Annotated in this window: 5 protein-coding genes; all 5 read left to right on the forward strand. The window is 72.8% G+C overall.

The genetic code is table 11. The features are described 5' to 3' along the window. Positions 1-63 precede the first annotated feature (63 nt). The 5 genes from ACFQO7_RS02660 to ACFQO7_RS02680 all read left to right on the forward strand — a co-directional run bounded on the left by ACFQO7_RS02660 (position 64) and on the right by ACFQO7_RS02680 (position 21257). A complete protein-coding gene (locus ACFQO7_RS02660; RefSeq protein ID WP_376804846.1) occupies positions 64-1380 on the forward strand; it encodes a ThuA domain-containing protein in 1317 nt (438 codons plus the stop codon). 167 nt (positions 1381-1547) lie between these two features. Further along, the gene (locus ACFQO7_RS02665; protein WP_376804847.1) at positions 1548-3416 is read left to right on the forward strand and encodes a CASTOR/POLLUX-related putative ion channel; all 1869 of its coding nucleotides are present in this window, start codon (positions 1548-1550) and stop codon (positions 3414-3416) included. Between the two features lie 86 nt (positions 3417-3502). Further along, positions 3503-10972, forward strand: a complete 7470-nt coding sequence (locus ACFQO7_RS02670; protein WP_376804848.1) for a SpvB/TcaC N-terminal domain-containing protein — start codon at positions 3503-3505, stop codon at positions 10970-10972. Positions 10973-11016: 44 nt separating this feature from the next. Next, the gene (locus ACFQO7_RS02675) at positions 11017-17940 is read left to right on the forward strand and encodes a neuraminidase-like domain-containing protein (RefSeq protein ID WP_376804849.1); all 6924 of its coding nucleotides are present in this window, start codon (positions 11017-11019) and stop codon (positions 17938-17940) included. After that, entirely contained in the window at positions 17937-21257 is a 3321-nt protein-coding gene (locus tag ACFQO7_RS02680; protein WP_376804850.1) for a Tc toxin subunit A-related protein, read from the forward strand. Before ACFQO7_RS02675 ends, ACFQO7_RS02680 begins: the two co-directional genes overlap by 4 nt. Positions 21258-21261 lie beyond the last annotated feature (4 nt).

Genomic DNA, 21261 nt, shown 5'->3' on the forward strand with positions numbered 1-21261 from the left:
GGTGGTCCTGGAGGGGCAGAACCCGTTCCTCGCCCCGCTATGCACGAAACCGGAGGACCCGTCGTGCCCAGAACACTGCAGACCACCGTCAGATGGTGGCTCGCCGCGCTCGCCGCCCTGCTCACCGCGATCACCGCCACCGTCGTCGCCGGCCCGGGCACCGCCCAGGCCGCGCCCGCGTTCAAGGTGCTCGCCTTCTACAACGGCACCTGGGACGCCGCCCACATCGACTTCGACAAGGAGGCGCTGACCTGGTTCCCGCAGGCCGCCGCCCAGAACAACTTCACCTGGGAGGCGACCACCGACTGGAGCCGGCTCAACACCGGCAACCTCGCCCAGTACAAGGTGATCATGTTCCTCGACGACGCGCCGCCGTCCGGGCAGCGCGCCGCGTTCCAGCAGTACATGCAGAACGGGGGAGCGTGGATGGGCTTCCACGTGACCGCGTTCAACACCGACCCGAACACCTGGAGCTGGTACTACAACACCTTCCTGGGCACCGGCGCGTTCGTCTCCAACACCTGGGGCCCGACCAGCGTCACCATGCGCACCGAACGCGCCCACCCGTCCACCACCCGGCTGCCCGCGACCTGGACCTCGGCGGTGAGCGAGTGGTACTCGTGGCGCAACGACCTGCGCAACAACCCGAGCATCGACATCCTGGCCTCGATCGACCCCGGCAGCTACCCGGTCGGCACCGACCCGAACCAGACCTGGTACAGCGGCTACCACCCGCTGATCTGGACCAACCGCGACTACAAGATGCTGTACGCGAACTTCGGGCACAACGCGATGAACTACAGCACCAACACCCGGCTGTCCTCGACGTTCGCCAGCGAGGTGCAGAACCGCTGGCTGATCGACGGCCTGCTGTGGCTCGGCGGGGTCACCCCCGGCCCCAGCCCGTCGGCCTCCCCGGCGCCGTCGGCGTCGTCCGGGCCGATCTCGCCGACCGCCTGGTACAGCCTGGTGAACCGCAACAGCGGCAAGTGCGTCGACGCCCGCGCCGCGGGTTCGGCCAACGGCACCGCGATCCAGCAGTACACCTGCAACAACACCACCGCCCAGCAGTATCGCTTCACGCCGACCACCGGCGCCTACACCCACGTCGACATCCGGCTCAACAGCGCCCGCTCGCTCGACGTGACCAACGTGTCCGCGGCCGACAACGCGCCGATCCAGCTGTGGACCTACAGCGGCGGCCTCAACCAGCAGTGGCAGCCCGTCGCCGAGGGCGGCGGCTACTACCACCTGGTCAACCGCAACAGCGGCAAGTGCCTGGACGTGCCCGCCGCGTCCACGGCCGACAGCGTCCAGCTCGTGCAGTACGCCTGCAACGGCACCGGCGCGCAGTCGTTCCGGCTGGTGCAGCAGCCCTAGACCTCGGGGGAGGGCGAGCGGGCCGGTGCCACGCGCACCGGCCCGCTCCGTCGTTACCGGCCGCGGCGACCCCGCCGCGTTCCGCATGCGAGCGCCACTAGAGTGAGCGCGCACCTGGATCGACCGCAACGCATGCCCCCTCCCTGCGTTCAAAGGAACTCCAGCTCATGGCCCGTCGAGTGACTCTCCGCGCCCGGATGCGCTACTGGTTCGACAACACCATGTCGCGCGGCACGACCGGGCTCATCGGCTGGCTCGCCGTCGCCTCCTTCGGCCTGGTGCTGCTCGTCACCGTGGCCATCGAGATCGTCGACCCGTCGGCCATGAACGGTGATCCGCTGCGGGTGCTGTGGAGCACTTTCGTCACCGCGTTCAGCCTTTCCGCACCGACGGAGGCCGAGTGGGTCGTCCTGCCGATGTGGTTCGTGCTGGCGCTGGGCGGCATCTTCGTCGCCAGTGCGCTGATCGGTCTGCTCACGAACGGCATCAACCGCCGCCTGGAGCAGCTGCGCAAGGGCCGCTCGGCGGTGCTCGAACGCGACCACACCGTGGTGCTCGGCTGGTCCGACCAGATCTACACGGTGATCACCGAGATGGTCGAGGCGAACGCGAGCCGCCGCAAGGCCGCCGTGGTCGTGCTCGCCGAGCAGGACAAGGTCACCATGGAGGACCGGGTCGAGCACCGGATCGGCGACACCGGCCGCACCCGGCTGATCTTCCGCACCGGCAGCCCGCTGGACCTCAAGGACCTGGAGATGGTCAACCTCAACGAGGCCAGGTCGATCATCGTGCTGGCCCCGGACGGGGCGAGCGCCGAGGACGCCGACGCGTACGTGCTCAAGACCCTGCTCGCGATCAACAAGGGGCCCGCGTTCCGGGGCCGCCCGCACCACGTCGTCGCGGCGGTGCGCGACAGCCGCAACAGGGCCGTCGCCAAACTGGCCGGTGGCGACGCGATCGTGCTCGACGGCGACGACATCGGCGCGCGGCTCATCGTGCAGACCGCCCGGCAGTCCAAGCTGTCCGTGGTCTACCACGACCTGTTCGACTTCGGCGGCGACGAGATCTACATGACCGTCGAGCCGACCCTGGTCGGGCGGCCGTTCGCGCAGGCGCTGCTGGCGTACAGGCAGTGCTGCCCGCTGGGGCTGCTGCTGGCCGACGGCAAGACCGTGCTCAACCCGCCGCCCGGCACGATGATCAGCCCCGGCGACCGGATCGTGCTGCTGGCCCGCGACGACTCGATGATCAGCCTGGCGACCGCGCCGTTCGCCGTCGACGACACCGCGATCGTGCACGGGGTGCGCGGCCCCGCCGCCCCGGAGAGCACCCTGATCCTGGGCTGGAACCGGCGCGCCGCCCGGATCGTCGAGCAGCTCGACGTGTACGTCGCCGCCGGCTCGACGGTCGACGTGGTCACCGACCGGGCCGACGCGACCCCCGCGGTGGGGCGGCTCGTGCCGCGGCTGCGCCGGCTGGTGATCCGGTCCAAGGCGGGCGACACCCGCGACCGGGGCGTGCTGGAGACGCTGGACGTGGCGTCGTACCACAACGTGATAGTGCTGTCCGACGACGACCTCGACGCGCTCACCGCCGACTCGCGGGTGCTGGTGACCCTGCTGCACCTGCGCGACATCCTGGCCGGGCGCGGCCCCGGCTCGATCGTCAGCGAGATGCGCGACGACCGCGACCGGGCCCTGGCCCAGCTGACCAAGGCCGACGACTTCGTGGTCAGCGAGCAGCTGGTGAGCCTGCTGATGACGCAGATCTCGGAGAACCGCCACCTGGAGTCGGTGTTCGCGGACCTGTTCGACGCCGACGGCGCGGAGATCTACATCCGCCCGGCGAGCTACTACCTGCGCGCCGGGGCGACGATCACCTTCGCGACGGTGGTGGCGTCGGCGGCCCGGCGCGGCGAGGTCGCCATCGGCTACCGGGTCAGCGACAGCGGCGACGGGCACGGGGTGGTCCTCAACCCCGACAAGGAGCAGGTCATGCCGCCCATCGACCGGGTCATCGTGCTGTCGAGCAGCTGACCGGCGCAGCCCTGCCGGGGTGGTCCAGGTGACCGGACATCGACAGATCGAAGCCGGTGACCGCATGCGCGCCTACTGTGCTCAACGTGACGGCCCCCCAGCCTTCGTACCCGACATCGCCGCAGGCAGCGCCCTCCGGACCGCCGGCCCAGCGCGCCGGTGAGCCGGCCGGTCCCGTGTCGGGCGCCGGTCCCTCCGGCGGCGAGGGCGCGGTCGGTCTGCCCACCATCAACCTGCCGCAGGGCGGTGGCGCGGTGCGCGGGCTCGGCGAGAAGTTCGCGGCGAACCCGGTGACCGGCACCGGCTCGCTGTCGGTGCCGCTGCACCTGAGCAAGGGCCGGGCCGGGTTCGGCCCGAACCTGTCGCTGTCCTACGACTCCGGCCAGGGCAACGGCCCGTTCGGGCTCGGCTGGGGCCTGTCGCTGCCGGCGGTGTCCCGGCGCACCGACAAGGGGCTGCCCGAGTACACCGACGACGACGTGTTCCTGATGACCGGCACCGAGGACCTGGTGCCCGTGCCGAACCCGGTGCCGTCGGGCGACTACCCCGCCGGGTACACCGTGGACCGGTTCCGGCCGCGGATCGAGGGCGCGTTCAGCCGGATCGAACGCTGGCGGCGCACCGCCGACGGCGACGTGCACTGGCGCTCGATCACCCGCGACGGCGTCACCACCGTGTACGGCGGCGACGGCGGCTCCCGGATCGAGCACGACGGCCTGGTCTGGTCGTGGCTGATCAGCTCGGCGCACGACCAGCACGGCAACGCCGTCGAGTACGAGTACCTGCCCGAGGACGGCCGCGGCGTCGACCTCACCAGCGCGCACGAGCAGCACCGCACCGCCGCCGACCGGGGCGCGCAGCGCCACCTCAAGCGCGTCCGCTACGGCAACCGGGTCAGCCTGCTGTCCACCTCGGAGCAGCCGCAGAGCTGGCTGTTCGAGGCCGTGTTCGACTACGGCGACCACGACCCGGCGCGACCGCTGCCCGCGCCCGACCGGGACTGGCCGGTGCGCCCCGACCCGTTCTCGGTGTACCGGCCCGGCTTCGAGGTGCGCACCTACCGGCTGTGCCGCCGGGTGCTGATGTTCCACCACTTCCCAAGCGAGCCCGGCGTCGGCGCGGACTGCCTGGTCAAGGCCACCGAGTTCGGCTACACGGCGGACGAGGCAGCGGGATCGTTGCTGGCCTCGGCGACCACCCGGGGCTACCGCCGCGACGGCGACGGCTACGCCGAGCGGGCCATGCCACCGGTGGAGTTCGGCTACCGCCCGGCGACGCTGCGCGGCGAGTTCGGCGAGGTCGACGCCGAGAGCCTGCGCAACCTGCCCGCCGGGCTGGGCACCACCGGCTGCCGCTGGGTGGACCTCGACGGCGAGGGCCTGGCGGGCATGCTGTTCGACGCCCCAGGCGGCCTCTACTACAAGGCCAACCTGGGCGGCGGCCGCTTCGACACCGCGCGGGCGCTGCCCGCCGTACCGAACCAGACCGGCACCACGCTGGTCGACCTGGCCGGGGACGGGCAACTCGACCTGGTCTCCTACGGCGGGCCGCTGCCCGGTTTCGTGGAGCGCGCCGACGACGGCTGGGCCCCGTTCCGGTCGTTCGCCTCGCTGCCCGCGATCGACTGGCGGGACCCGAACCTGCGCTTCGCCGACCTCGACGGCGACGGCTTCCCCGACCTGCTGCTGGCCGGGGACACCGGGCTGACCTGGTACGCCTCCCGCGCCGAGGAGGGCTTCGGCCCGGCCCGGCACGTGCTGAACCCGCCGGACGAGGCCGACGGGCCGCGGCTGCTGTTCACCGAGGGCCGGGCCGCGGTGCACCTGGCCGACATGACCGGCGACGGCCTGCTCGACCTGGTCCGGGTCCGCAACGGCGAGGTCTGCTACTGGCCCAACCTGGGCCGCCGGTTCGGCCGCCGCGTCGTCACCGACAACGCCCCCCGCTATGCCACCGAGGAGCTGTTCGACCCGCGCCGGGTGCTGTTCGCCGACGTCGACGGCTCCGGCGTCACCGACCTGGTCTACGCCGGGCCGCGTGAGGTGACCCTGTACCGCAACCGGTCCGGCAACGGCTGGGCCGACGGCGAGCTGCTCACCGCGACCCCGCAGGGCGAGCTGACCGTGGCCGACCTGCTCGGCGCGGGCACCGCCTGCCTGGTGTGGTCGGCGACCCTGCCCGGCCGCGAGCGCCGTTGCCTGCACTACCTCGACCTTTACGGCGGCGGCAAACCGCACCTGCTCACCGAGGTCGTCAACAACCTCGGTTCCCGCATCACCGTCGACTACGCGCCCTCGACCCGGCACTACCTGGCCGACAAGGCCGCCGGGCGGCCGTGGCACACCCGGCTGCCGTTCCCGGTGCACGTCGTCGACACGGTCACCACCGAGGATCTGGTCGCCGGCAGCGTCTTCACCACCTCGTACGCCTACCACCACGGCTTCTTCGACGGCGCGGAGCGCGAGTTCCGCGGCTTCGGCATGGTCGAGCAGTGGGACGGCGGCCGGATCGGAGCGGTCGCCGGGGACCTGCCCTCGGGTCCGCGCACGCTGACCCGGACCTGGTACCACACCGGCGCGTTCGCCGACGGCGGCGAAACACTGTCGGCCGGGTACGCCGGCGAGTACTGGCCCGGCGACCCCGAGTTCCGGCTGCCCGACACGGTGTGGCCGGACGGCGACCTCGACCCCGACGACCTGCGGGAGGCCTGCCGGGCGCTGAAGGGCCTGATCCTGCGGCAGGAGGTGTACGCCGAGGACAGCCCGCTGCCGTACACGGTCACCGAACGCGACTACGCCGTCGACCTGCTCCAGCCCAAGGGCGCCAACGCGCACGCGGTCTGCTTCGCCCGCCCCCGCGAGACGCTGCAACTGCACTACGAACGCCGCGAGTACGCCGTCGAGGCCGGCGGCGTCACCACCACCGTCATGGACCCGCGGATCAGCCACGAGCTGGTCCTCGACACCGACGACTTCGGCAATGTGCTGCTGTCGGCGACCGTCGGGTACGGCCGCCGCCACCCCGACGCCGACGTGGACCCGATGCTCGACGCGGCCACCCGCGAGGCGATCCGGGCAGCGCAGACCGGCGTGCGGGTGAAGGTCACCGCGAGCACGTTCACCAACCCGGTGCAGACCGCGGCGGCGTTCCGGGCCCCGCAGCCCGCCGAGGTGCGCACGTACGAGCTGGTGCACGTCACCCCGCCGCCGGGCGGCCCGTTCGCGCTCGCCGACCTCAAGGAGCGGGTGCTCGCCGCCGCGGAGGTGTCCTACGAGCAGCCGCCCGTCGCCGGGCCCTGCCGCAGGCTGCTGGAGCACACCCGGGTCCGCTACCGCCGCGACGACCTCACCGGCCCGCTCGGGCCCGGCGTGCAGGAGCCGCTCGGGCTGCCGTACGAGAGCTACCGGCTCGCGTTCACCCCCGGGCTGCTGGAGCGGGCCTATCGGCGCGGCGCGGAGAACCTGCTGTCGCAGCCCGCCCTGGTGCTCGGCGTCGAGGGCGGCCACGTGTACGCCGACGGCGGCTGGTGGATCCCGTCGGGCCGCCTGCTGTACTCGCCCGGCGCGGCCGACACCGCCGCGCAGGAGCTGGCGTACGCCAGGGAGCATTTCTTCACCGTCACCCGGCACGCCGACGCGTTCGGCGCGGTCGGTTACGCCCGCTACGACGGCTACGACCTGCTGCTGCTGGACACCGTCGACACCGTCGGCAACCGGATGTCGGCCGGTGAGCGGGCCAAGGCGGCGACGTCCGACGCGGAGGCGCTGACCCCGCGGCTGGACTACCGGGTGCTCGCCCCGGCCGTGACCAGCGACGCCAACCGCAACCGCACCGAGGTGCTGTACGACGCGCTCGGCCTGGTCACCGCGACCGCGCGCCGCGGCAAGCCCGAGGAGGCCGTCGGCGACACGCTCGCCGGGCTCGACCCCGAACCCGATGCCGCCGCCTACCTCGCCGACCCGCTCGGCCAGGCGGGGCTGCTCGGCGGCGCGACGACCCGGTTCCTGGTCGACGTGGCCGCGTTCCACCGCACCCGCGACGACGCCCGGCCCGCGCCCGTGGCCACCGCCCTGCTGAGCCGGGAGACCCACGGCACGAACCCGGGACGGGTGCTGCACCGGATCACCTACAGCGACGGCTTCGCCCGCGAGATCCAGGTCAAGACCCAGGCCGAACCCGGCCCCGACGGCCCCCGCTGGGTCGGCTCCGGCTGGACGGTCTTCGACGACAAAGGCCGCCCGGTCCGCCGCTACGAGCCGTTCTTCACCGGCACCGCCGCGTTCGAACTCGCCTACACCGTCGGCGTCAGCAACGTCGTCGCCTACGACCCGGTCGGGCGCGAGGTCGTGCTGCTCGCCCCGGACGGGACCTACAGCAAGACCCGGTTCGACCCGTGGCAGCACGAGGTGTGGGACCCCAACGACACGGTGCTGCTCGACCCGCGCACCGACCCCGACGTGTCGGCGCTGCTCGCCGCCCACTTCGCGACCCAGCCCGCCGGTTGGCAGACCTGGCACCAGCGGCGTATCGCCGGCGGCCTCGGCCCGCGCGAGCAGCGCGCCGCGATCGAGGCCGCCGTGCACGCGGCCACGCCCGGGGCCGGGTACGCCGACGTGCTCGGCCGGACCGTGGTCACCGTCGCCCACGACCGGCACACCACGCCCGGCACCGGCGTCGTCGTCGACGAGCGGCACGCGGTGCGCGACGTGCTCGACGTCGAGGGCGCGCGGCTGTCGCGGACGGACGCCCGGGGCGTGACGACCGCCGAGACCGTGTTCGACGTCGCCGGGCGAGCCATCGCCACCCGCAGCCCCGACTCGGGCGAGCACTGGTACGTCCCCGACGCGGTCGGGGCCCCGATCCGCCGCTGGGACTCCCGCGGCTTCACGGCCCGGCACGCCTACGACGCCGCCCGCCGCCCGGCCCAGCTGTGGATCACCGCGCCGGGCTCCGTCACCGAGATCCTGGCCGCGCTGACCGTGTACGGCGAGGCCGTCCCCGCGGCGGCGGCCGACAACGTGCGCGGCCGGGTCCGGTACACCTGCGACGGCAGCGGGCTGCTCACCGCGCACCGGCACGACTTCAAGGGCAACCTGCTGGCCTCCCGCCGCCAGCTCGCGAAGGCCTACGACACCACCCCCGACTGGTCGGCGCTGGCCGGGGTCGCCCCGGCCGGGATCGAGGCCGCCGCGCTGCCGCTGATCGAAGCCGAGCCGCTGGCCACCGCCACCGACTACGACGCCCTCGACCGGCCGGTGATGCAGGTGCTGCCCGAGGGCACCGTGCTGCTGCCCCGCTACAACGAGGCCGGGCTGCTGGAGTCGCTGTCGGCGCGGCTGTCCGGGGCGGTGGCCGAGACGGTGTACCTCGCCTCGGCCGACTACGACGCGGCGGGGCGGCGGGTGCGGGCGGCGTACGGCAACGGCACGGTCACCGAGCACCGCTTCGACCCGCACACGTTCCGGCTGCGCGGCGTCGTCACCCGGCGCGGCACGAGCGCGCTGCAGGACCTGTCATACGTGCACGACCCGTCCGGCAACACCGTCGACGCCGCCGACGCCGCGCAGCGCACGGTGTTCTTCGACGGCGAGGTCACCTCCGGCGACAGCCACTACGTCTTCGACTCCCTCTACCGGCTCATCGAGGCCACCGGCCGCGAGCACGCCAGCCTCGGCGTGCAGCCCGACGGCGCGAACCTGGCGAGCCGGCCGATCCCGCACCCCGACGACGTCGACGCGGTGCGCGCCTACACGCAGCGCTACACCTACGACCCCGCGGGCAACATCCTGATCATGGCGCACGTCGCCGGGGTCGGCAGCTGGACCAGGAACTACACCTACGCGACCGGGTCCAACCGGCTGCTGTCGCACACCGTGCCAGGCGGGGCGGGCAGCGTCTCGTTCACGCACGACGCGCACGGCAACCTGACCGGGCTGCCGCACCTGGGCGCGATCGGGTTCGACCACCACGACCAGATGGCGTCGGTCGACCTCGGCGGCGGCGGGAACGCGTACTACACCTATGACGGCGCGGGCAACCGGGCCCGCCGGGTGCTGCGCCGCAACGGCGGCGTCACCGAGGAGTTCGTCTACCTCGGCGGCTACGAGGTGTACCGCCGCCGCGTCAACGGCCAGGTCGTCTTCGAGCGGCAGACCGTGCACCTGCTCGACGGCCCGCGCCGGGTGGCGACGGTCGAGCGGACCACCGTGGACACCTGGCAGCCGCAGCAGGCCGGGACACTGCGGCACCGGTTCCAGTACGACGACCAGACCGGCTCGGCGCGCCTCGAACTCGACGACACCGGCAAGGTGATCTCCGTCGAGGAGTACCACCCGTACGGCACGACGTCGCTGTGGCTGAACGCGCCCGAGGTCAGCGCGCGCCGCTACCGGTACACCGGCAAGGAGCGCGACGACGAGACCGGCCTGTCCTATCACGGGGCCCGCTACTACGTGCCCTGGCTGGGCCGGTGGAACAGCTACGACCCGGAAGCCCACCGCCCCGGTGAGAGCACCTACATGTACGTGCGCGGCAACCCGGTGCGCTTCCACGACCCCGACGGCGCCGACTGCAAGGAGGTGACCGAGCAGAAGCTGCCCTGGTGGAGCTTCCTGCTCCCGGCGCATGCCGGGTACGCGGTGCGCCCGCAGCTCAACCCGTGCCTGAAGGACAACCCGGGCTGGCAGAAGTGGGAGGCCGAGGGCCGCCGGGACATGACCAACGGGGCGCTGTCCGGCCAGGTCGTCGGGATGGGCGTGGGCACCGGCATGGCCGCGGTCGGCTCCATCGCCACCGTCGGCCTGGTGTACGGCGGCATCGCGCTGGGCTCGCTGGCCATGACCGCCAGCGAGTCCGCGACGTTCTGGCTGCTGGCGAACCCGGCCAAGGCCGCCGTGATCAGCGTGCTCGGCCAGTTCGCGGTCGGGCTGGTCGACCCGCACCCACCGGGCATGTCCCCGCTGGACGCCAATCCGCTGATGGCCGCCGGGCACGCCACCGGCGCCGAGGTGCGCACCCTGGCCCAGGTCGCCGGGGCGGAGGACCTGGTCGTCAAATCGGTGCGGATGCTCAAGCCCAAGCAGTTGATGGACGCCATCCGCGAGACGTGGGCGCTGGACAAGGAACCGCTCGGTGCGGTGTGGCGGGGCACCGTCCTGGAGGGGGCGCTGGCCGGCACCCGCTACCGGCTCCTGGAGTGGGTCGGGCGGCTCAACGGCGGCTTCTTCAAGACGTTCGACTTCTACGCCAAGGAAGCCAAGCTCGGCATCCAGCTCAAGACGCTGCAGAGCGTGCCCAGCGTGTCGGCGTACAAGGTGTTCATCGACGAGCTGGCCGCGGCGAAGAAGGCCGGGGTGATGCAGGACGGGCGGGCGCTGTCGAACGTGGCGCTCGACATCGCCACCCCGGCCGGTTACGCGGGCCCGGCGGGCCTGGCGGCCGAGTTCAAGGCGGCCATGGACGCGATCAAGAAGTACGGCGCGGAGAAGGGCGTGATCGTGCGGGTCATCGGCCTGACCGAGGAGGAGATGACCAACGTGGTCGTCTCGCCCAAGTAGTGACCCGCGCGGCAGTTCCCCGGACACAGGCAGGAGAAGGACGCATGCAGATCAGCGGTCGCGCCTATTTCGACGACGGGCGGCCCGCCGCGGACGTGACGCTGCGGTTCGTCGACGTCGGCTTCAACGGCCGCGCCGACGTCCTCGCCGAGGCACGGACCGGCGGTGACGGCGCGTACTCGGTGACGGTCGAGCGCGACGGGCCGGTCAACCTGGAGGTCCGCGCGGTCACCGACGGCGAGGACGGGCGGCCGGTGCGCCGGGCAGCCGAGCCGGAGACCGGCGAGGAGCCGACGGTGCGCCTCGACCCGCACGTCGTGGAGCGGCTGCAGGTGTCCGCCGTCGACACGTCCGGGCACGACGCCCGGCAGAACCTGCGCCGGGCCGGGCAGGTCGAACAGGCGTCGCAGCTCGGCGCGACGAGGCAGGACCGGCTGTCCGTTCCGCGGCAGGCCGGCGAGGGCGGCGAGATCCGGCTGACCGGGGTGCGGCACGGGCTGCGGGGCCGGTTCGACGGTCCGCTGAACGTGGTGGTGCCCGCCCGGCTGCGGCCGATGGCCGGCGAGTACGAACGGCTCGACTCCGACGTGCGCCCGATGCTGGGTGACGCGCGGCTGCGCAGCGCGGTCGAGGACGGCGTCACCAACGACCTGACCCTGCTCGCCTCGGCGACCAGCTGGGACGCGCGGCTGCTGGCGCTGGCCGCGACCGCAGACAAGCTGTCGCGCGGCACCGGTGTGCAGCCGCCCGCCCTGTACGGCATGCTGCGCGCCGGGTTGCCCACCGACCCGGTGCAGTTGGCGCGCGTGGACGCCGGAGCCGTGGACCGCGCGTTGCGCGGCGCGGTCGAGGCCGGGGTGGTCGGCCTCGACGAGGAGCAGATCCGGGCCGCGGTGCAGGCGCACGAGGCGTACGCGGTGAAGATCCGGCGGCGGATGGTCGGCGCGGGCACCGTGTCCAGCTGGGGCGACGTGCTGGCGACCACGAAGCTGCCGCAGGAGCAGACCTCGGTGCTGGAGACCCTGTTCACCGAACACGGCCGGGACCGGGACGTGGACGGGTTCTGGGACGCCGCCGAGCGGCGCGGCCTGCCCACCGACACGCTGCGGGTCAGCGCCCGGCTGGCGCACCTGACCCTCAACAACGCCGACCTGATCGGCGACCTGCAGCGCGGCGTGGACGGCTCCGCCGACCTCGGCCCGGCCCTGGTCCGCGACGGCCTCTACCGGCCCGACCGCTGGTCCGAGCGGATCACCGCACTGTCCGGCCAGGACCCCGAACGCCTCGACGCGCTCATCCCGCCCGCCTACGACGGCGCGGACACCGCCGAGCGGCTCACCGCCTACGCCGCCGACCTGGCCCGCAAGGTGCGGCTGTCCTACCCGACGCAGGTCGTCGGGGACATGGTCGCCACCGGTGCGCTCGCGCTGCGCCACGACGAGGTCCGCGACGACGTCGCCCGGGTGCTGGACACCGCCGCGAACCGGCACGGCTTCGCGCTGGGCCGCACCCCGGTCAACACGTTCCTGGCCGAGCACGGCGGCGAGCTGTTCGCGGGTATGGGCGACGACCAGGTCACCAAGACGACCGCGCAGGTCAAGACGCTGGCCCGGCTCTACCAGGTGACGCCGGACGACGAGTCGATGCAGGCGATGCTCGCCGCCGGATTCGGCTCGGCGCTCGACGTCACCGCGGTGTCGTACGAGACGTTCCTCGACACCAAGGCGCACCTGTTCGCCGGGCCGCAGATCGCCGACCGGATCTACCGCAAGGCGCAGCAGGTCACCACGGTCGTCTACAGCTTCCTCGGGGTGGTGCAGCAGGCGGGCGCGGAGGTCGTGCTGCCGGTGGCGAGCCCGCCCGCCGAAGCCGTCGCGGCGGCCAATAGCGAGCTGATCAAGCAGTATCCGACGCTGGAGACACTGTTCGGCTCGATGGACTTCTGCGAGTGCGACCACTGCCGCTCGATCCTCGGCCCGGCCGCGTACCTGGTGAACCTGCTGCGTTTCCTCGACCCCGCACCGGAGGCGTGGGCCAAGCGGCTGGCCGACTGGAAGACCGCGCACGGCGGCGCGCCGTACCCGTACGCGGACATCCCGGCGTGGCAGGCCGACGGCGAACCCGCGCCGATGACGCCGTACGAGGTGCTCACCCAGCGCCGCCCCGACCTGCCGAAGCTGCCGCTGACCTGTGAGAACACCAACACGGCGCTGCCCTACCTGGACATCGTGAACGAGATCCTGGAGCAGTACACCGCCGAGGGCACCCTGACCGGCATGCCGGTGTACGACACCGGCAACGCGGCCGGCGAGAACCTGATCGCCGAACCGGCGAACCAGCTCGCCAAGGCGTACACCACGCTCCAGGCCGCCCGCTACCCGCTCACGCTGCCGTTCGACCTGTTCCTGACCACGGTGCGCGAGTTCTGCGACCACTTCGACGCGCCCCTGTGGACGCTGCTCGACACGCTGCGCCCCACCGACGCGCTGTACCCGGCCGGGACCGAACCCTACGGCCGGGCCGCGGTGTTCCTCGAACGCCTCGGGCTCACCCCCGACGAGCAGCGCCTGCTCACCGCCGCGAACCCGCTGCCCACCTGGACCACGCTGTACGGCTACGACGGCACGGTCACCGAGGCGCAGGCGCTCACCGAGCTGTCCGGCGCGGTGACCCTGTCCCGGCGGCTCGGCGTGACCTACCGCGAGCTGGTCGCCCTGGTGCGCACCGGGTTCGCCAACCCCGGCCTGGCCGGGCTGGCCACCCTGCGCCGCCTCGACCTGAGCATGGAGGACGCGCTGCGCTACCGGGCCGCCGCCGGGCACGCGCCGTTCACCGCCGAGGAGCAGGCCGCCCTGGAGGCCAAGCTCGGCTCGGCGGGCGTGACCTGGCTGCAGGGCGTCGACCTGACCGCCCTCGGCAGCGTGCTGGTGCTCGCCGACCCCGGGGCCGACCCGGGCTTCACCAACACCGTGCTGCGCCGCCTCGACGGCACCTCCGCCCAGCCCTTCGACTTCCTGCTGCTCAACCTGTTCGTACGGATGCAGCGCCGGCTGCGCCGCCCGATAGAGGACCTCGACCGGGCGCTGCTGACGTTCCTGCCGACCACCCCCGATCCCCGCACGGCCGGCACGATCGGCGCTGCGCTGCGCAGCGCCCTGCTCGGCCTGGCCCACCTGGACGTGCTCGCGGCCGACCTCAAGGCCGGCAAACGCGGCCGCACCGACCTGCTCGCCCTGTGGGCCGACCTGGACGACCGGCACTACACCGAGCTGTTCCGGTCCGGCGCGCTGCCGACCGCCGACCCGGCGTTCGACCACCCCCTCGGCGACTACGTGTCGGACGCCTCGGTGCTGCTCAAAGCGCACCTGGCGGCGGTGCAGTCGGCGCTGCGGCTGACCGCCGACGACATCGCGGCGATCCTGGCCGCGGCGACCGCGCACACCGTCGACGACGCACCGCTGACCATGCCGGTCGTGTCGGTGCTGCACCGACACGCGCTACTGGCCCGGCTGCTGAAACTGCCGGTCGCGGACCTGCTCACGCTCAAGGGCCTGACCGGCCTGGACCCGTTCACGCCGACCGCGGCGGCCCCGATCGCCGACCTCGCCGACGACCACGCGTTCACGCAGACCATGGCGTTCGTCGACGCGGTGCGGGCGGTCAAGGACCTGGGCGTCGAGCGGCTGAACTTCCTCCTGCGGCACCGGTTCGACCCGCTGGGCCCGCACCGGGCCGCCGCCGAGCCGCCGTTCGCGCTGCTGCGCGGCCTCGCGGCGGAGATCACCCGGATCCGGGCCGAAAACGCGGTGCCCGCCGACCCGGCGCTGTTCACCGACGACGTGCTGCGCGCCCGGCTCGCGCTGGTGTTCCCGGCCGACGTCACCGAGGCCCTGTTCGGCATGTGGACCGACACCGTGCCGCTGCGCGCGGTCCGGCCCGCCGCCCCGGCCGCCGCCCTCGACCCGGCCGACTTCGCCGCGCTGCCACAGGTCACCGTCGTGTACGACCCGGTGCGCCAGGAGCAGCAGCTGGTGCACCGCGGCGTGCTGCGCGACGGCGAACGGGCCGCGCTGCTCGCCGCGGTCACCGGGGCGCAGCCCGCGTATCTGGCGGGGCTGCTCGACGACGTGCAGGCCCAGGGCCGGGCGCTGTTCGACCGGCACCTGCTGCGAACCACGGTTCCCGGGGTCGGCGAGACCGGGTTCCTGGCGGCGGGCGACTTCGACACGCTGTTCGCCGCGCCGCCGCTGACCGCCGCCGCGGACCGCGACCGGCGTGCCCTGCTCGCCGGGGCGCTGCTGCCGTACCTGCGGGACCGGCTGATCCGGCAGGCCGTGATCACGGCCGTGGCCGCCGACCTGGGCACCGCGTCCGCGTTCACCGAGTCGCTGCTCACCGACACGGCGCTGCTGGACCGGCCCGACCAGCCCGGCCAGGCGCTGCTGGGCGCTTACGCGGCCGCGGCCGGGCCGGGCCTGAGCACCGACACCGCGGGCGGTGCGGTGACGCTGACCGGTCATGTCGAGGTGCCCGCGACCGGGCCGTACCGGTTCACGGTCGCGGGGCTGCCCGCCGGCACCCTGGTGTCGGTCCGGTTCGGTCACCTCGCCGATCCGCTCCTGCACACCACGACCTCGTCGGCCGCGCTTGAGCCGTCGGCGTTCACCGAGCTGGCGGCCGGGCAGCCGTACGCGATCACCGTGTGGGCCGCCGGGACGGTCACGCCGGTGCTGCTGGTGCAGGGCGAGACGGTGCCGCAGGGGCCGGTCACGCAGCTGATCACCTACCCGCGTGACGGGGTGGAGGCGCTGCACCGGGCGCACCTGCTGCTGGGCAAGACGACGGAGCTGCTCGGTGTGCTGGGTCTCGACGCGGCCGAGGCCAACTACCTGCTCACGCACCCGGCCGACTTCGACGGGCTGGATCTGGGGGAGCTGCCGACCAGGGCCGCCGACGACACCGACGTGCGGGCGCGCAAGCTGTTCGCGCAGGTGCTGCGGCTGTGCGCGTACGCCCGGCTGAAGGGTGAGCTGGGCGCGGACCTGACGCCGCTGCTCGCCGCCGCCCGCCGCGCCTTCCCGGCCGACGTGACGGCCGCCGACGCGCGGGAGCAGACCCTCGCCGGTCTCGCCGCGGCGGTCGGCGCGGTCACCCGCCGCGACCCGGCGGCGGTGCGCGCGGCGATGGACCTGCTCGGCGTCACCGCCACCGCCGGTGCCGGCGACCCTTACCCGGTCGAGGCCACCGCGCTGGCCGACGAGCGCGGCCTGGCCCGGCTGTGGCGGCTGCTGCAGCTCGCCGGACGGTTCGGGGTGAGCCCGGCGGTGCTGTCGGGCTGGGCCGACCCGGAACCCGACGCGGCCGTCGCCCAGGGGATACGCGACACCCTGCGCGCCCGCTACGCGCCCGAGGTGTGGCGGGCCGTGGTCAAGCCGATCGCCGACCGGCTGCGCCAGGCCCGCCGCGACGCGCTCGTGGCGCACCTGCTGCAGACGATGGACCTGGACCGGCTGGAGCAGCTGTACGAGATCTTCCTCGTCGACCCCGGCACCGAACCCGTCGTGCAGACCTCCCGGCTGCGCCAGGCGATCTCCTCGGTGCAGCTGTTCATCCAACGCTGCCTGCTCAACCTGGAGCCGAAGGTCAGCCCGTCGGTCATCGACGCTGCGCACTTCGCCTGGATGAAGCGCTACCGGGTCAGCGAGGCCAACCTGAAGATCCTGGTGTGGACCCCGAACTGGCTGGAGCCGGAGTTCCGCGACGACAAGACGCACCTGTTCCAGGAGCTGGAGAGCGCGCTGACGCAGACCGACCTGACCAATGACGACGCCGAGGACGCGCTCTTCGGCTACCTGCGCGGCCTGGACGAGATCGCCCGCCTGGACATCCGCGCCGTGTACGTCGAGCAGGCCCCCGACCCGTCCGACAACGTCGTGCACGTCGTCGGGCGCACGTTCGCCGCGCCGCACAAGTACTTCTACCGCACCCTGGCGCACCGGTCCTGGACGCCGTGGTCGCCGGTCACCGCCGAGATCGAGGGCGACCACGTCGCCATCGCGAAGTGGCGCGACCGGGTGCACATCTTCTGGGTCACTTTCGTGCCCGAACCCGGCAAGCCCGACCCCGGCCCGCTCGCCGGCGAGGGCGCGGCGACGCTGACGTTCGGCCAGCTGTCCGGGCTGTCGGCGCTGCTGTCGGTCAACGTCAAGCTCGGCTGGACGCACCGCTTCGGCCGCGAGTGGAGCCCGGCCGGTTCGAGCGGCGTGCTGAAGGTGCCGCTCGGGGCGATGGTGTCGTTCGACCCGAAGGAGGAGCACGTGCACGCGACGACGGCCGCCGACGGGGCCGTGTGGGTCCACCTGACCGGGCGGCTCAACACCGCGTTCCGGGTCGTCAGCAGGCACGCGACGCCGACGCTGAAGACCGCGGCGCAGCCGCCGCGCCCGCCGTTCGCCGAGATTACCGACGGCGACCAGGGCCGCTGGGACGCCACGGGCACGCTGTCGTCGTTCTACGTCGACAAGATCACCACGAAGAACGGCGTGCAGCAGCCCGCCTGCCCGACCAAGCTGGCCATCCTCGGCAAGATCTCCGAGTACACGCTGGTCACCAACGGCACCCCGATCGGCGGGCTGCCCTCCGACGTCGGCAACCTGGTGCTGCCGTTCTTCGTCGCCGACGAGCACGCCACCTTCTGGGTCGAGCCGCAGCTCACCGAGCGCACCATCGAGCAGGGCGACCGGCTGATCTTCACCACGCCGCTGATCGAGCCGCACTTCGAGCTGCCGCCGCTGGTCGCGCACGTGCCGGTGCCGCCCGGCCCGCCGCAGTGGGAGGTCGATCCCCGGGTGCTGTACCAGATCGAGCCCAGGTTCGACGAGATGACCGCGCTGGGCAAGACCGTCGCGTTCGGCGACACCGTCATCGGCCCGCAGGGCGGGCACTTCTTCTCCGGAGGCGCGTTGTGATCGCCAAGGACCAGCTCGTCCAGCAGTTCCACGGGGGCAGCGCGCTGGCGAGCCAGCTCGGCGCGTACAAGATAAACCGGACGACGGTCGTCGAGCGGGAGCTGGCGTACCGCTTCTTCGGCCACTTCCACCCGTACGTGCACGAGCTGATCCACGAGCTGGTGGAGCGCTCGGTCAGCGGCCTGCAGGCGGCCGACACCGACTACCTGCGCACGCCCGACGGCAAGGTCAAGACCCTGCCCGACGGCCGGCCCCGGCCGCGCCTGTACGAGGAGTTCTTCGCCGCGTACGCGCCCAGCGCCCGGGTCACCGGCGACCACCCGGTCAAGGACCTCGACTTCACCGCCACCGGCGCGTACTCCTGCTACAACTGGGAGCTGTTCTACCACGTGCCGATCGCGATCGCGACGCACCTGATGCGCGCCCAGCGCAACGAGGACTGCCAGCGCTGGCTGCACTACGTCTTCGACCCGACCGCGACCGGTGTCGACCCGTCGCCGATGCGGTTCTGGAAGGTGCGCCGCTTCCACGAGCTGGAGGTCGTCAGCATCGAGAAGGTGCTGGCCAACCTGTCCACCCAGGCCGACAAGAAACTGCTCGAAGACACCCTGGCCGCCATCCACGACTGGAAGGACCACCCGTTCCGCCCGCACGTGGTGGCCCGCTGGCGGCAGAGCGCCTACATGGTCAAGACCGTCACGCTCTACCTGGACAACCTCATCGCCTGGGGCGACCGCCTGTTCGCCGAGGACAACGGCGAGTCGATCGGCGAGGCCACCCAGCTGTACGTGCTCGCCGCGCAGCTGCTCGGCCCGCGCCCGCAGGCGGTGCCGCGCAAGGGCTGGCAGCAGCCGCAGTCCTACGAGTCGCTGCGCCCGAAACTCGACGCGCTCGGCAACACGTTCACCGAGCTGGAAGTCGACATCCCGTTCGACAAGCTGCCCCCGCCCAGCGCCCCGTCGGACGCGGCCGCGCTGCAGACCGTCGCCAGCATCGGCGGCGCGCTGTATTTCTGCGTGCCGCCCAACGAGAAGCTGCTCGGCTACTGGGACACCGTCGCCGACCGCCTCTTCAAGATCCGCAACAGCCTGAACCTGCAGGGCGTGTTCCGCCAGCTGCCCCTGTTCGACCCGCCGATCGACCCGGCGCTGCTGGCCAAGGCCGCCGCCGCCGGCCTCGACGTGTCCTCGGTGCTGGCCGGCCTGCACCAGCCCGCGCCGCTGGTGCGCTTCTCGGTGCTCGTGCACAAGGCGGCCGAGCTGGCCCGCGACGTCAGCTCGCTGGGCGCGCACCTGCTGTCGGCGATCGAGAAGCAGGACGCCGAGACGCTGTACGCGCTGCGCGCCCGGTACGAGCGCAGCCTGCTCCAGCGCGCCGAGCTGGTGCGCTTCCAGCAGTGGCAGGAGGCGGTCAAGGCCCGCGAGGGCGTGCAGAAGTCGTTCGCGTCCGCGCTGACCCGCTACCGCTACTACGAGTTGCAGCTCGGCAAACCCGACGCGGAGATCGTCGTGCCCGGCCTGGACGACCTGGACCGGGCCGCGATGGCGACCCTGAAGTTCACCTCCGGCGAGGAGCCCGGCCCGCAGCCGCGGCCGCTGGAGGTCGACATCGCCAAGAACCTGGCCGACGCCGACGGCAAGCTCGTCTCCTCGTACGAGGCCAAGGAGCTGGAGTTCCTCAAGCTGGCCCAGTCGTCGCGGGACAAGGCGATGGACGGCGACTCGCTGGCCGCGATGCTGAGCATGATCCCGACCTTCGGGGCGCGCTTCGAGCCGTTCGGCACCGGCGGCACCATCTCGTTCGGCGGCGGCAACCTGGCCGCCGGGGTCTCCTGGAACGCGTCCTACGACAAGCAGACCGCCGAGTCCCGGTCGCACACCGCCGCGGTCGCGGGCAAGGTCGGCTCGTACGCCCGCCGCCAGCTCGACTGGTCCTACCAGAGCAACCAGGCCCTGGCCGACCTCGCGGTGACGCTCAAGCACTGGCGGGCCGCGCAGATCCGCGAGGCGTTGAGCGAGCAGGAGTTCCGCAACCACCAGCAGCAGATCGCCGAGGCCGAGCAGATCGAGCAGTTCCTGGCCGGGGAGAAGGTGGACGGCGCGACCAAGACCAGCACCGCCGCCCTGTACACCTGGCTGCGCCGGGAGATCCGGGCCCTGTACAACTCCGGGCTGAGCCTGGCCGTCGAGGTGGCCCGCAAGGCCGAACGGGCGCTGCAGTACGAACTCGGCGACCCCGGGCAGTCGTTCGTGCAGCCCGGCTACGCCACCGGCAAGGAGGGGCTGCTGGCGGGGGAGCGGCTGCTGCTGGACGTCAAGCGCATGGAGCACGCCTACCACGACCTGAACCGGCGCGAGCTGGAGCTGACCAAGAACGTCAGCCTGCGCCAGCTCGACCCCGGGGCGCTCATGCGGTTGCGCACGTACGGGTTCTGCGAGGTCATCCTGACCGAGGACCTGTTCGACCAGGACTATCCCGGGCACTACTTCCGGCGGCTGCGCGCCGTCGGGGTGAGCATGCCGGCCACCGCCGGGCCGCAGACCACCGTCGCCTGCACCCTTACCCTGCTGCACAGCAGCATCCGGGTCACCCCGCAGCTGGCCGACGGCGCGTACGAGCGCGACGGCGAGGACACCGAGCGCTTCCGCGACAGCTACGGCCGCGTCGAGTCGATCGCGACCAGCAACGCGGTCGGCGACTGGGGGACCTTCGACGGCCCGAACGGCCGCGATGAGCGCCTCGGCCCGTTCGAAGGCCAGGGCGCGATCGGCACCTGGCGCATCGAGCTGCCGAAGCTGCGCCAGCACGACTACCTGGCCATCCCGGACGTGATCCTGCACCTGCGGATGACCGCCCGCGACGGCGGCCTGCCGCTGCGCCAGGCGGCCGAGACGGCCCTGGCCGAACGCATCGCCGCGGCGGGCGCGGTCGGCAACGTGCGGCTGTTGTCGCTGCGCCAGGACTTCCCGACGGCGTGGGCGAAGTTCCGCTCCGCGCCCGCGGCGGCCCGCACCCCGTTCACGGTCACCCTGCGGCCCGAGCACTACCCGTTCTGGGCCGACACCGGCAGCGCGGTGCTGCGCCGGATCGAGGTGTACGCCCAGCCGGGCGCGGCCACCACGGTCACCGTCACCGCCGACGCGGCGGGCACGCAGCCGGTGCTCGCGCTGTCCGCCGACGGCGCCCCGCCCGGAGTGCTCTGGGGCAGGCTGCCCGACGCGGTGACCCCGCCCGCCGCGCTGGGCGCGTTCACCTGGCACTTCGACGACACCCGCCTCGAAGACGCCTGGCTGGTGCTCACCTGGGGCACCGAGTAGGCCC

Source organism: Catellatospora aurea, assembly GCF_042663325.1.
In the GTDB taxonomy this organism is placed as follows: domain Bacteria; phylum Actinomycetota; class Actinomycetes; order Mycobacteriales; family Micromonosporaceae; genus Catellatospora; species Catellatospora aurea.